Annotated in this window: 21 protein-coding genes; 18 read left to right on the top strand and 3 right to left on the bottom strand. The window is 58.9% G+C overall.

What is annotated here, in order from left to right; all coding sequences use genetic code 11:
- Nucleotides 1-474 precede the first annotated feature (474 nt).
- Both PBR20603_RS21940 and PBR20603_RS21935 read right to left on the bottom strand, forming a co-directional pair.
- A complete protein-coding gene (locus tag PBR20603_RS21940) occupies nt 475-912 on the bottom strand; it encodes an HIRAN domain-containing protein (protein WP_150561565.1) in 438 nt (145 codons plus the stop codon).
- Between the two features lie 374 nt (nt 913-1,286).
- Nucleotides 1,287-1,757 carry a helix-turn-helix domain-containing protein gene (locus PBR20603_RS21935; protein WP_246174928.1) on the bottom strand — a complete coding sequence of 157 codons (471 nt, stop codon included), beginning with the start codon at nt 1,755-1,757 and terminating at the stop codon, nt 1,287-1,289.
- Between PBR20603_RS21935 and PBR20603_RS21930 the strand changes: the two genes are divergently transcribed.
- Genes PBR20603_RS21930 through PBR20603_RS21915 form a run of 4 tightly spaced genes read left to right on the top strand, consistent with a single transcriptional unit; the run spans nt 1,756 to nt 2,880 of the window.
- A complete protein-coding gene (locus PBR20603_RS21930; protein WP_150561564.1) occupies nt 1,756-2,010 on the top strand; it encodes a helix-turn-helix domain-containing protein in 255 nt (84 codons plus the stop codon). The genes PBR20603_RS21935 and PBR20603_RS21930 overlap by 2 nt on opposite strands.
- A complete protein-coding gene (locus tag PBR20603_RS21925) occupies nt 2,007-2,315 on the top strand; it encodes a hypothetical protein (protein WP_150561563.1) in 309 nt (102 codons plus the stop codon). The genes PBR20603_RS21930 and PBR20603_RS21925 overlap by 4 nt, the downstream gene beginning before the upstream one ends.
- Nucleotides 2,312-2,560 carry a hypothetical protein gene (locus tag PBR20603_RS21920; RefSeq protein ID WP_150561562.1) on the top strand — a complete coding sequence of 83 codons (249 nt, stop codon included), beginning with the start codon at nt 2,312-2,314 and terminating at the stop codon, nt 2,558-2,560. Before PBR20603_RS21925 ends, PBR20603_RS21920 begins: the two co-directional genes overlap by 4 nt.
- Complete coding sequence (locus tag PBR20603_RS21915) at nt 2,557-2,880, top strand: hypothetical protein (RefSeq protein WP_150561561.1); 324 nt, start codon at nt 2,557-2,559, stop codon at nt 2,878-2,880. The genes PBR20603_RS21920 and PBR20603_RS21915 overlap by 4 nt, the downstream gene beginning before the upstream one ends.
- On the opposite strand, the gene PBR20603_RS21910 is transcribed toward PBR20603_RS21915, so the two are convergent.
- Nucleotides 2,877-3,089, bottom strand: a complete 213-nt coding sequence (locus PBR20603_RS21910; protein ID WP_150561560.1) for a hypothetical protein — start codon at nt 3,087-3,089, stop codon at nt 2,877-2,879. The two genes, PBR20603_RS21915 and PBR20603_RS21910, sit on opposite strands and share 4 nt — an antisense overlap.
- 141 nt (nt 3,090-3,230) lie before the next feature.
- Here PBR20603_RS21910 and PBR20603_RS21905 point away from each other — a divergent pair, with 141 nt between their 5' ends.
- From PBR20603_RS21905 to PBR20603_RS21840, 14 genes are all read left to right on the top strand, one after another.
- A complete protein-coding gene (locus tag PBR20603_RS21905) occupies nt 3,231-3,671 on the top strand; it encodes a phage regulatory CII family protein (RefSeq protein WP_150561559.1) in 441 nt (146 codons plus the stop codon).
- Nucleotides 3,668-3,883 carry a hypothetical protein gene (locus PBR20603_RS21900; RefSeq protein WP_150561558.1) on the top strand — a complete coding sequence of 72 codons (216 nt, stop codon included), beginning with the start codon at nt 3,668-3,670 and terminating at the stop codon, nt 3,881-3,883. The genes PBR20603_RS21905 and PBR20603_RS21900 overlap by 4 nt, the downstream gene beginning before the upstream one ends.
- A gap of 10 nt (nt 3,884-3,893) precedes the next feature.
- Complete coding sequence (locus PBR20603_RS21895; protein ID WP_150561557.1) at nt 3,894-4,157, top strand: helix-turn-helix domain-containing protein; 264 nt, start codon at nt 3,894-3,896, stop codon at nt 4,155-4,157.
- Nucleotides 4,154-5,014 carry a hypothetical protein gene (locus tag PBR20603_RS21890; protein ID WP_150561556.1) on the top strand — a complete coding sequence of 287 codons (861 nt, stop codon included), beginning with the start codon at nt 4,154-4,156 and terminating at the stop codon, nt 5,012-5,014. Before PBR20603_RS21895 ends, PBR20603_RS21890 begins: the two co-directional genes overlap by 4 nt.
- On the top strand, nt 5,011-5,667 hold the full coding sequence (locus PBR20603_RS21885) for a DUF6475 domain-containing protein (RefSeq protein WP_150561555.1): 657 nt from the start codon (nt 5,011-5,013) through the stop codon (nt 5,665-5,667). The genes PBR20603_RS21890 and PBR20603_RS21885 overlap by 4 nt, the downstream gene beginning before the upstream one ends.
- Nucleotides 5,664-5,846, top strand: a complete 183-nt coding sequence (locus tag PBR20603_RS21880; protein ID WP_150561554.1) for a hypothetical protein — start codon at nt 5,664-5,666, stop codon at nt 5,844-5,846. Before PBR20603_RS21885 ends, PBR20603_RS21880 begins: the two co-directional genes overlap by 4 nt.
- Entirely contained in the window at nt 5,843-6,325 is a 483-nt protein-coding gene (locus PBR20603_RS21875; protein WP_246174927.1) for a DUF1064 domain-containing protein, read from the top strand. The genes PBR20603_RS21880 and PBR20603_RS21875 overlap by 4 nt, the downstream gene beginning before the upstream one ends.
- The gene (locus PBR20603_RS21870; RefSeq protein ID WP_150561553.1) at nt 6,322-6,672 is read left to right on the top strand and encodes a hypothetical protein; all 351 of its coding nucleotides are present in this window, start codon (nt 6,322-6,324) and stop codon (nt 6,670-6,672) included. The genes PBR20603_RS21875 and PBR20603_RS21870 overlap by 4 nt, the downstream gene beginning before the upstream one ends.
- Nucleotides 6,669-6,941 (top strand): DUF3310 domain-containing protein, encoded by a 273-nt coding sequence (locus PBR20603_RS21865; RefSeq protein ID WP_217425987.1) that lies wholly within the window; start codon nt 6,669-6,671, stop codon nt 6,939-6,941. The genes PBR20603_RS21870 and PBR20603_RS21865 overlap by 4 nt, the downstream gene beginning before the upstream one ends.
- Nucleotides 6,896-7,369, top strand: a complete 474-nt coding sequence (locus tag PBR20603_RS24525) for a nuclease domain-containing protein (protein ID WP_343041978.1) — start codon at nt 6,896-6,898, stop codon at nt 7,367-7,369. Before PBR20603_RS21865 ends, PBR20603_RS24525 begins: the two co-directional genes overlap by 46 nt.
- On the top strand, nt 7,299-7,748 hold the full coding sequence (locus tag PBR20603_RS21855) for an RNA polymerase sigma factor (protein WP_150561551.1): 450 nt from the start codon (nt 7,299-7,301) through the stop codon (nt 7,746-7,748). The genes PBR20603_RS24525 and PBR20603_RS21855 overlap by 71 nt, the downstream gene beginning before the upstream one ends.
- 180 nt (nt 7,749-7,928) lie before the next feature.
- Entirely contained in the window at nt 7,929-8,318 is a 390-nt protein-coding gene (locus PBR20603_RS21850; RefSeq protein WP_150561550.1) for an HNH endonuclease, read from the top strand.
- 242 nt (nt 8,319-8,560) lie between these two features.
- Nucleotides 8,561-9,073: a terminase small subunit gene (locus PBR20603_RS21845; protein WP_150561549.1), complete on the top strand. Its 513-nt coding sequence runs from the start codon at nt 8,561-8,563 to the stop codon at nt 9,071-9,073.
- Nucleotides 9,073-10,803: a terminase large subunit gene (locus PBR20603_RS21840; protein WP_150561548.1), complete on the top strand. Its 1,731-nt coding sequence runs from the start codon at nt 9,073-9,075 to the stop codon at nt 10,801-10,803. Before PBR20603_RS21845 ends, PBR20603_RS21840 begins: the two co-directional genes overlap by 1 nt.
- Nucleotides 10,804-10,809 lie beyond the last annotated feature (6 nt).

Raw genomic sequence — 10,809 nt, 5'->3', positions numbered from 1 at the left:
CGTTTTGCAATTCCTGCATGGTTTCTCTCCTCGTGTATATGGCGCGGCTCTCGGAAGAAAGCCGCCTCATGTACAGCTTCGCAGTGCGCGGGCGGCGCTAACGCCTGCCGGCGCACTGCTGGGTAATTCGTACTGCACCGGGATTCCAACCGGCATAACCGTTGCTGTTCTTGGCCGTCTACGCCTCACCCTGTTCACCGTGAACCGCGCTTTGGCGGACTGGATACGGTAGAGACACCGCGCAGCGCTGCGGCCGTGCCCGCAGATGCGATTGAGCCGGACGAACACCCAACATAGGCGGGTGAGCAACATCGGCATTGGGACGAATTGTTAAAGGGCGATCCGGCTGGGCCGGTGGCGCGGCGATGTGCTGCGTTGGATTCAAATATAGGCAAGCCGATTATTTGTGTCAATAGGAAAACCGATATTTTTATACGAGAATCAATTTTGGGGCTGTTCGGTGGGGCGGTTTCGTTACGCTTTCGGGATGGAAATGTTCAACCAGATGCCGAACGTTGGCTTTTCTGGTGTGCCGCCGAACGCTAGGCCATGGCAATCCACATCGGTGAATTCATGGCCAAGGTCGGAAACCGTTTGTCGGAGAGAACGGGCATCGTGCCGAGATAGATAGCCCATAGTAGTGCCGCGATAGACCACTTTTACTGCATGATGGTCATATGGGTTGGTGTCCTCAGGAACGAGGCGTAAAGGAATGTGTCTCCCTTCCTGACTCACGGCATGACGTATCGCCGCCTGATATGACGATTCGCCGACAATGGGGAATCGAAAGTCGTCTCCCGTGCTCAATTTTTTGGAGAGATCAATCGATGCGTGCCTGCGACTGTTCTGGTTGAGCTTCAAGAACGCGACGACGGTTACGAAAATGAACGCGATGAATAGGAACTGCCACATGCAACACTCCGAATGACTTCAGCTAGTCCACACTACATGGTTGACACGACGCAATCTATCGGGCGAAACTACTGTACAAATAAACAGTAATAATCGCACCGAGGCTTCTACGATGCATCAGTCTCAACCTAAGTTGCGCTGCAAGCCTGGAGACTTAGCGCGAATCAAAAAAGCATGGAACGAACTGCTGGAAGGTAGGCTGGTGTTCATTCGCAGGGCATATTCAGCGACCGAATGGCTCGTGTACTTATTGGATGGCCCTGCGTTTTCGGTAAGCGAAGATCGTTGCCACCTTGTTGTCGCGCGCTCGATGATCGCTGATGATTGGGCGCTGGAGCCCGTCGGCGGTCAGCGCGCGAGCGAAGAGGATGAGGTTACGGATTCAGCCTACCTACCGGCTCGCCGTCCTGAGGAATCATTCGTAGTATCAAAGTGAAGGTCGACGACGGCTCTCCTGCGCGGTCTGCCTTCAGAATCGCATCAATCAAATCTTTCGCCCCAGCGCTCGCTGCCGCGATCGCTTCGTCGTAGCTTCCCTTAGTCGTTTCGCGCACCTCGCGCTTTCCCTTACCTTCGGCCAGCCACAAAGCGGACACGCCGAGAACCTCTGCCATGGCAGCAGCCTTGGCAGAACCGCTGTACTCGTCATTCTCGAGTTCAGAGATCGTTGCCTGCTTAAGTCCGATCTTGTCCGCCAATTCCTTCTGCGTAAGGCCCGCTGCTTTTCTTGCGTCGCGGAGTCGTCGGCCGAATGTGGTGTTAGGTGTCATATAGGCATTCTTATACAAACTAACATCGGTTTGCCTATTGACTTTAAACATCGGCAAACCTATATTTGTCGACATGGATCTCCAATTCATCACCCTTGAACTGAAACGCTTTGGCATGAGCCAAGTGGACATCGCGCGCGCGGCCGACTGCTCGCAACCCACGATTTCCGAGATTCAGAGCGGGCGCCTTGGTAAGAAGCGGCCATCGTATCGCCTGGCCCTTTCGCTCAAGGATCTATATGAGCGCTGCTGCGTCGCGGCGGGGGAAATGCCAAGAACCGACGCGCCAGGAAAACTAGCTGGCGGCGCTTCAGGAGAGAGCAAGTGAAAGAGCCGATCGATATGCGCGGCACCCAGCAGGAAGCGTTCCGAACGGTAACTCGCGAATTTGACCGAGTCTGGGCGGCGCTTGAGGAATTCAGGGCCTCAATCACTCGCATTGACGGCGTATCGCCGATTCGAGCATCGATGCTGGCGCGAGCGCTGGCGATCACTTTCAGCGAAACCATGTTCGAGGACAGCAAAGAGTGGACGCTGATCTCCGAACTGGAAAAGTCCAAGGACGAATTCTGGCGCATGGTCGGAGCTGCTCTCAAAGATGAGTTCCGTCAAAGCCTGGTGAGGACCAAATGACCGATCCCAATGAGTTGTGGGAACAGAAGAAGCGCGAGGTCGAGAAGCAACTGCCTCGCGATGTACGTGAGGCGAAGCGAAAGAGCCGGTTCGAACGCATCAACGGCAAATTGCGCCTGAAGACTACGAATCCGCGACGCCGCATCAAGAGGCGGCTCATCGAGCAGGCCTCGCTGGAGCACTTCGAAGACACCATCGGCGTGAACATGCGCCTCTTCATCAAAGATCGAATGGAGCAGAAATGACCAACGCCGCGAAGGTGAGCATCGAAGTTGACGGCACCGGCCGTGGACACGTCGAAGTTGATGGCGTGCGAATTCCGCGAGTGCAAAGCGTGACGACTCGGATTGTCGCCGGCGATCAAGCAGAGGTTGCACTCACGTTGGCTATCGCCGGTACCGCAAAAGTCGAGTACGCCGCCGCCTCGCTTCAAATCGGCGGCGTGGTTATTCCGGAAGCGCTCGAAATCTCGCTTTGGCGCTACCTGGCAGAGAAGTACGGCCGCGAAATCGACGTTACGACATTGGAGTCGATTTCGCGTGAAAGAGAAGTCCGGGGGCGTTAGACCCGCTCTATCTGAAGGCCAGTTTGCAGGATTGAGAACGTTGTATCGCTGAGGCGACTCAGCGTGCGTCCGTCGGAGAGCTTGTAGTCCTTTAAGCCATAGACGACGCCTGCTCCGTCCATCGAACCCGCGTTGATCGCTTTTTGATGCACGAGCACCAGATAGACATTCCCCTGATCGTCCTTCGCTTTGAATTGTTCGGTAATCATGAGACCCCCGATGGATGTTGTGTTGTACGAAGTGATGAGCGCACAGCTTAGCACCGTCGGGGGACTCGCCAGATTTAGCAGTTTTCATGAGGCCATCGTAGCGGCCTGAGAAGCAAATAAAAACGTTCGAGGAACACGCACATGAACATCACCGACGCGGCACATGCACTGGTTCACGACTATCCCGGCGGTAGCGAGTCGCTCGCGCCGCGTCTGGGCATGTCGGCGGCCGTCCTGCGCAACAAGGTCAATCCGAACAACGACACGCATCACCTGACGCTGAACGAAGCGGTGAAGGCGACGGATGTGACGGACGACGACCGCATTCTCCAAGCATGGGCCGAGCAGCGTGGTTACGCCCTGGTGAAGATCCCGCAGCTTGCCGAGTGCTGTGACTCCGCGATTGTCGAGCTGATGGCGAAGGCATGGGCGACGCATGGCCTGGTGGGCAACGAGATCGTCAAGACGCTCGACGACGGCCGCGTCGAGCAATCGGAGGTCGCTCGTGTGAAAGGGCGGATCTTCAACCACGCGCAAGTCCTGTTCAGCATCACTGCACGTCTGGAGGGCATGGCCGAATGAGCTGCGAAACCATCAAGACTGCGGCAACGGTCGATGGGCCGTACTACCGCGCCGACATTGAATCGATTCGCGCGGCGAGCGGCGCGTGGCAGATCCGCAAGGACGGCACGCTGACCATCCATACCGACCACGTTGCCGCGCCGAAGCCTGCCATCTGCGGTAGCTGTGGGGCGGCGAAGAATCCCGACGGTGCGCTGCCGTGCGACCACTAAGGAGCCTTCGATGAGTTCACATCGAGTCAATCAAGCGTGGGGCGTTGAGCTTCGCCACACCGAGAAGATCGTGTTGCTGGCGCTGAGCCACCACGCCGTCATGTCGACGGGCGAGTCGTCACCGAAGGTCAGCCGCCTGGCGCGTGATTGCGGCATGTCCGAGTCCGCCGTGCGCGATTCGATCAAGTCACTGGAAGCGGCAGGCCACATCACGACGGCGCCGATTCGCCGTGGCGTGACGCAGTTCCGCGTCAACGTAGGGGGTGAGCAGTGAGCGCCAACAAGATGCCGTGGTTCCGGATGTACACGGACTTTCTCAACGACCCGAAGCTCATCAGCCTGGCGTTCGAAGATCAGCGCCACTTCATCGGCCTACTGGCACTCAAGGGTGACGGCACGCTCGACAACGAGTGTGCGCCAGAGCTTATGACCCGCATCGTCGCGCAGCGCTTGTGGATCAATCATGACGTGATCGGCGCGGTGAAGGAGCGCCTTGTCGCCGCTGGCCTGATTGACGACAGTTGGCAACCGTTGGCCTGGGACAAGCGCCAGATGCGCAGTGATGCTGACCCTACAAATGCGGAGCGCCAGCGGCGCCATCGCCAGAAGAGTCAGTCAACTGCGGGTGAGGCGGGCAGTAACGGGAAAAGTAACGAAAGCAGTAACGCGTTACGTAACGAATCCGTAACGGGCTTAGATACAGATACAGATACAGAAGAAGAGCAGAAGAAAGACATAACGCACTCGCGCAAGCGCGGTGCTGATGCCTCTGGCAGCACCGATGTGGCGAAGCCGCTGGGCGAGAAAGACCTGGTCGCCGAAGGTGTTGACCGGCAGCACGCCAAGGACTGGCTGACGATTCGAAAGGCGAAGCGACTGCCGCTCACGCCGACGGCATGGGCCGACATCGCCACCGAGGCCGAGAAGGCGGGGCTGACGCCACCGGCGGCGGTGGAGGCGGCAGTTAAGGCCGGGTGGGCTGGATTCAAGGCAGCTTGGCTGCAAAACGCTGATGGACGTTCGCCGCCGGCTGCCGGGTCTGGGCTCAACAAGCAGGAGCAGCTTGAGCAGCGCAACCGTGAAATTGCAGCGGCACAGGCCGCGCGCGTGATGTCGGGAGCGCCAGCATGAAGCCGACCGATTCGACTGAGTTCTTCGCGCTCATCAGCAACGTCTACGCCTTCTACCGCCAGGACTACTCGGAATTCGTCGGTCAGGTGTGGTGGGGAGCAATGCAGGTATTCGACTTGGCGGCTGTGAGCGACGCACTTGGGCGCCATGCCGCAAACCCGGACGCCGGCCAATTCCTGCCGAAGCCTGCCGATGTCGTGAAGATGCTCCAGGGCTCTACGCAGGATTCTGCCCTACTTGCTTGGCACAAGGTCGACAAGGCCATTCGCGAGGTTGGCACGTATGCATCGGTGGCATTCGATGACGCGCTGATTCACCGGGTGGTCTTCGAGATGGGCGGTTGGGTCTCGCTCGGCACGAAAGACGAATCGGAATGGCCGTTCGTGAAGAACGAGTTCGTGAACCGGTATCGCGGGTATCGAGGTCGCAGCCAAGTGCCGGAATACCCGCCGCTGCTGATTGGTATCGCAGAGACCACGAACACGCGAGCGGGATTTCAGTCGCAGGGGCCGGTTCTGATCGGTAACGCTGACGCGGCCCGCGCTGTTGTGGATGGTGGCAGCGATACGCCGCTGGTGGGATACACGCGGATAACCGGTGCCGACATGCCGCAGCTTGCGCGCTCAAGCGAGCCTTTGAGGCTGATTGCGTGACTCAAGCCGAGTGCTGGCGGCGCTTCGAGGAAGCGGCAAGGGCGGCGCTCGCAGGGCACGGCAATGTGGCGAGTGCCTTTATCGCTGCGGTGCGGCGGCGCTATGGCGACGAGGTAGCGGAAAGGCAGGAAAAGGAACTGAGGGCGTACATCGCCCACCTACGGGAGAAAGGCAAGTGACCAGAAAGGGGCTGACGTTTCCGGAGGACGCCGTGAGCAACGGGCGTGTGGGCACCGCCCGCATCCGCGCACAGATTGGGGCGACGGCCGCAGTGCTGGCCTCGCCTGCGCCGGCACCTCTCACGGCGCCGTTGCTGGGTATGGTGACCAAGAAGCCTCCCAAGTATCGCAACGAGAAGTGCGAGGTCGAAGGGATCAAGTTCGATAGTCGCCGCGAGGCCGCACGCTGGGTAGCCCTGAAGGGGCAGGAGGAGCAGGGCCTGATTTCGGGGTTGCGGCGCCAGGTTCGGTTTGAGATCGCTCCGGCGGTGGTGATTCAAGGTCGCAAGCGACCAGCGCGCTACTACGTGGCCGACTTCGTCTACTTGCGCAGCAGCGAGGAAGTGATTGAGGACGTGAAGGGGCACCTGACGGCCGAGTACCGGCTGAAGCGACACCTGATGGCCGCCAAGGGATTGACGATTACGGAGATCAAATGAAGAACGTGATTCTGGATTGCCTGGATAAGGGCGAGTGGTACACGCGGCCAGCCATTGTCGATCTAAGCGAGGGTTCGAAGCGCTTGGTGGTGAGGCTGATAGATGAGCTTGTGGCCGAAGGGCTGCTGGTCAAGCGAAGTGGCTTGCGTGCGGATGAGTTCAGCCTCGCGATCACCACTCCGAAGACCGACATCCGCTCAACTTCGAACGTCGATGCCACGCATTTCGCCTCCCCGGCGCCGAGGCTATCGATTGCAGGTGCCGCCTACCGACCGAAATGGAAGCGCCTCAAGGCATATGGCGTATATGCGTTTTCGCACCAACGCCTGTGCGAGGAAGTGCGATGAGCGCCGGGTACCGCCCCAAGGGCCAAATGGCGGGGAGCCCGCCGAGATCGAAACCCGGGGCAGTCGATGTAGTGAATCAGCCGGCGCATTACACGCAACATCCGAGCGGCGTCGAGTGCATCACGATTACTGAGCATATGGGCTTCAACCTTGGGAACGCCATCAAGTACATCTGGCGTGCCGATTTGAAGAATGATGCGATCGAGGATCTCAGGAAGGCCGAATGGTACATCCGGCGAGAGATTCAAAAGCGAGAGCGACAAGCGTAATGCAACGAAAGAAGCCTATGACACGCACGGGGTTCAAGCGCGCAGCGTCAGCGGCGCTAAGCCCGTTCAGTGGCAGGGCGGCACTCAAGGGAACGACGTTCAAGCGCAAGGCCCGTAAGAAGCGAGTAGGCCATGACATGGCGGCGCTTGCCGCGTGCGCGGGCCAGCCGTGCTACTTGCAGATACCCGGGATCTGCTGCGGCGACAAGGAAACCGTGGTGCCGGCGCACCGCAACGAAGGAAAGGGAATGGGGCTCAAGACCCCCGACAAACTTACAGTTCCGGCGTGCTTCACATGCCATGGCGAATATGACCAGGGACACCGACTTACCCGAGAAGAGAAGCGAGGATATTTCAATGCTGCATACGACCGATGGGCACCGTACCGCGACCGAATGCTTGGACTGGAGACCGAGGGCGATGAATGAACAGGACTTGCACGCGCTTTGCCTGCAATACGGCCAGTGGTGTCGCACGCGTCGCTTCTTTGCTCCGCCGCTGCCACGCAGCCTGCTCGCACAGTTCCAGCCGCGCACGGGCGCCGGCGTCGAACCCGATGCGGATCTCGTGCCGGAAATGCAATTCTTCAATATGGCCGTGCATGCGCTGGCTGACGATCATCCCGAAGATGCAGCGTGCTTCACGCTCTACTATTTCCACGATGTGCGGCCGGTGAAGAAGATCGCATCCGCCATGGGCATCTCGCGGCAGGCCGTTTACAAGCGGTTGCACGCGCATGCTGCTCGAATCGAGAAGGCAAGGCACCTGATCAAGCGAGTCCACACTGGGCAAAGTGTCAACCTGTAGGTTGACAAAATAGTGGTTGTCACTTTGCCCTGATTTCCCTACCATTTCTGAAAGGCTGAATCAGTGCCACCAAAGCCCGCGACGGTGAAATCCGCGCGGGCTTTTCGTTTTCTTGCGTGTCTCCTCCTCGACGAAAGTCGTTAGCCCGCACCGCTTACGCGGCAGCGGGCATTTTCTTTTATGCCTCGACTGAAGACATTGGGTTCGCGATTGCCCGCGATGAAAAGCAGGGTTGCGATAGCTGAGCCGATGTCATGGCGAGCAGGGAAAAGCGGGAGCGCGGCGCGTGGCTACGATTACGCGTGGCAGCAACTGCGTGCCAAGCACCTTGCATCGAATCCGCATTGCGTGTTCTGCCTGCGTGACCTCGGTATGTCGGGCATGTCGCCCGCTGCTGTGGTGCTCGCATGCGCTGCTCGTGGTGTGGCCGAGCCGCTGGGCAACATTGGCGACCACATCATTGCGCATCGCGGTGATGATCGGCTTCGACTTGATCCCACTAATGTTCAGACACTGTGTAAGACGCATCACGATAGCGAGAAGCAGCGATTGGAACGCGCTTGCCGCTAACGCTATGTTCGCGTCTTAACGCTATATAAACACTCGATGGGAATATGGCGAGGGTTCATTTGCACATTATTTGTGCAGGTGGATTTGGGTGTCGGTGAGCATTATGCAAATGCGAATCAATATCATTTAATTTGGCTGGAAATCGGCGGGACGGAGGGGGTGCCTAAAGTTTAAGCACACCGTTGGCCTAGACCGACCGTTCCCGCACGCGCAGAAAATTTCCCCTTTTGGAGTTTTTGTTAATGGCCTTCAACAGCAAAAAGCGGCTGTTTGCTGATGCTGTTTTGGCCGGGAAGTCCAATAAAGACGCGGCAATCGAGGCGGGCTACAGTCCCGCTACAGCGTCGGCGGCGGGGTCGCGCCTTGTTAAAGATAAGGATGTCGTCGCGTATCTGGCGCAGCACATGAAAAAGCCAGTCGCGAAGCAACCGGCGGCGTCGAAAGCTGGTAAGGCTACGGTGGCGCCCGACGCTGCGGCAGTGACGGCGGTTGCAATGGCGGCAGGTTTCGATCTGCACGCGATATTGACGTTCAAGGATCCGAAGGAATTTCTCCTGGCTGCGATGAATGATCAACAGACTGAGCCAAAGCTCCGTGTTGATGCAGCCAAAGCTCTATTGCCGTTCATGCACCAGAAGCTCGGCGAGGGCGGTAAGAAAGACGCGCAGAAAGACGCGGCCAAAAAGGCCGGTGGGGGACGTTTTGCGTCCGCATCGCCGCCGAAGTTGGTTGCCTCCGGCGGGAAGAGTGTTTGATGCCCGAGTGGACAACAGCATGTCCGGATTGGGCGGATCGGTTGCGGCGTGGTCGGTCAATCATCCCGGCGCCGATCTTCCCAGACGAGGCGGAGCGAGGATTGGAAGTCATGCGCTCGCTCCGCATCGTCGACGCTCCGGGAAGTCCGACGATCGGTGAGGCGTCAGGTCAGTGGATCTTCGACCTGGCAGCGACGGTGTTCGGTGCCTACGACGTCGACAGCGGCCGGCGGCTCATCACGGAGTGGTTCGTGATGTTGCCGAAGAAGAACTTCAAGTCCGGGCTTGCGGCGTCGATCATGCTCACCTGCCTGATCCGCAACTGGCGTCAATCGGCGGAGTTCACGATTCTGGCGCCCACGCTGGAGGTAGCGAACAACAGTTTCGGGCCGGCGAAGGACATGGTTTCCTTCGAGGAACCGGATGAGGATGACCAGTTGGCCGACCTCATCCACGTGCAAACGCACATAAAAACGCTGACGCACCGCGAGAAGGGCGCGACGCTGAAGGTTATCGCCGCCGACCCGAACACGGCCGCCGGGAAAAAGAGTGTCGGTACCTTGGTTGAGGAGCTTTGGCTCTTCGGGAAGCAACCCAACGCGAAAGAAATGCTTCGAGAGGCGCTCGGCGGTCTTGCATCGAGGCCCGAGGGCTTCGTCATCTGGATCACGACGCAAAGCGACGACCCGCCGGCTGGGGTGTTCAAGGAAAAGCTGCAATACGCACGTGACGTCCGTGACGGAAAGATCCATGACCCTCAATTCCTTCCGATCATCTACGAGCACCCGCCCGAGATGGTTGAGTCGAAGGAGCACCTCCTTGTAGAGAACCTTGGGATCGTCAATCCCAACCTTGGATACTCGGTCGACCGAGGATTCTTGGAGCGAGAGCATCGGAAGGCTCGCGAAGAGGGCGAGGCCTCTCTTCGAGGGTTTCTGGCGAAGCACGGAAACGTAGAAATCGGCCTAGCGCTGCGAAGTGATCGCTGGGCGGGCGCAGATTTTTGGGAGGCTGCGGCGAAGACGCCGAATTTAACCGTCGAAGAGCTGAAAGCGCGCTGTGAGGTGATTGCGGTGGGTATCGACGGGGGCGGGCTGGACGATTTGCTTGGCCTTGCGCTTGTTGGCCGTGAGAAAGGGACGCGCAACTGGCTCGCGTGGACTCACGCATGGGCTCATCCAACCGTCTTCGATCGCCGTAAGGAAATAGCCGAACGGCTACGCGACTTCGAGAAAGAGGGCAACCTGACCGTCGTGGAGCAAATCGGCGATGACGTGTCTGACGTCGCTGCGATTGTCGCTGACATCGAGGCTGCGGGCCTTCTCTTCAAGGTTGGCGCGGATCCGGCTGGCATCGGTAGTGTCCTTGACGCGTTGGCCGACGCGAAAGTGCCGGAGGAGAAGGTGATCGGCATTTCGCAAGGATGGAAGCTGTCCGGAGCTATCAAGACGGCCGAGCGGCGCATTGCTGCGGCATGCGGCCGGCGGCTCGACGACGGCCAGGTGGCGGACGGCATGTTGATCCACGGCGGGCAGCCGATGATGGCATGGTGCGTTGGCAACGCACGCGTCGTCCCTGTAGGCAATGCCGTGAATATCACCAAACAAGCCAGCGGGACGGGAAAGATTGACCCGCTGATGGCAATTTTCGATGCGGTATCGCTGATGGCGCTCAACCCTCCGGCTCAAGGGCCGTCGGTGTATGAGTCGCGCGGCATCCGATTCCTCTGAGGTGTG

It is taken from the genome of Pandoraea bronchicola, assembly GCF_902459805.1.
GTDB classification, from domain to species: Bacteria; Pseudomonadota; Gammaproteobacteria; order Burkholderiales; family Burkholderiaceae; genus Pandoraea; species Pandoraea bronchicola.
Note: the sequence above shows the minus strand (reverse complement) of the source record. Positions and strands in the feature narration are given on the sequence as shown.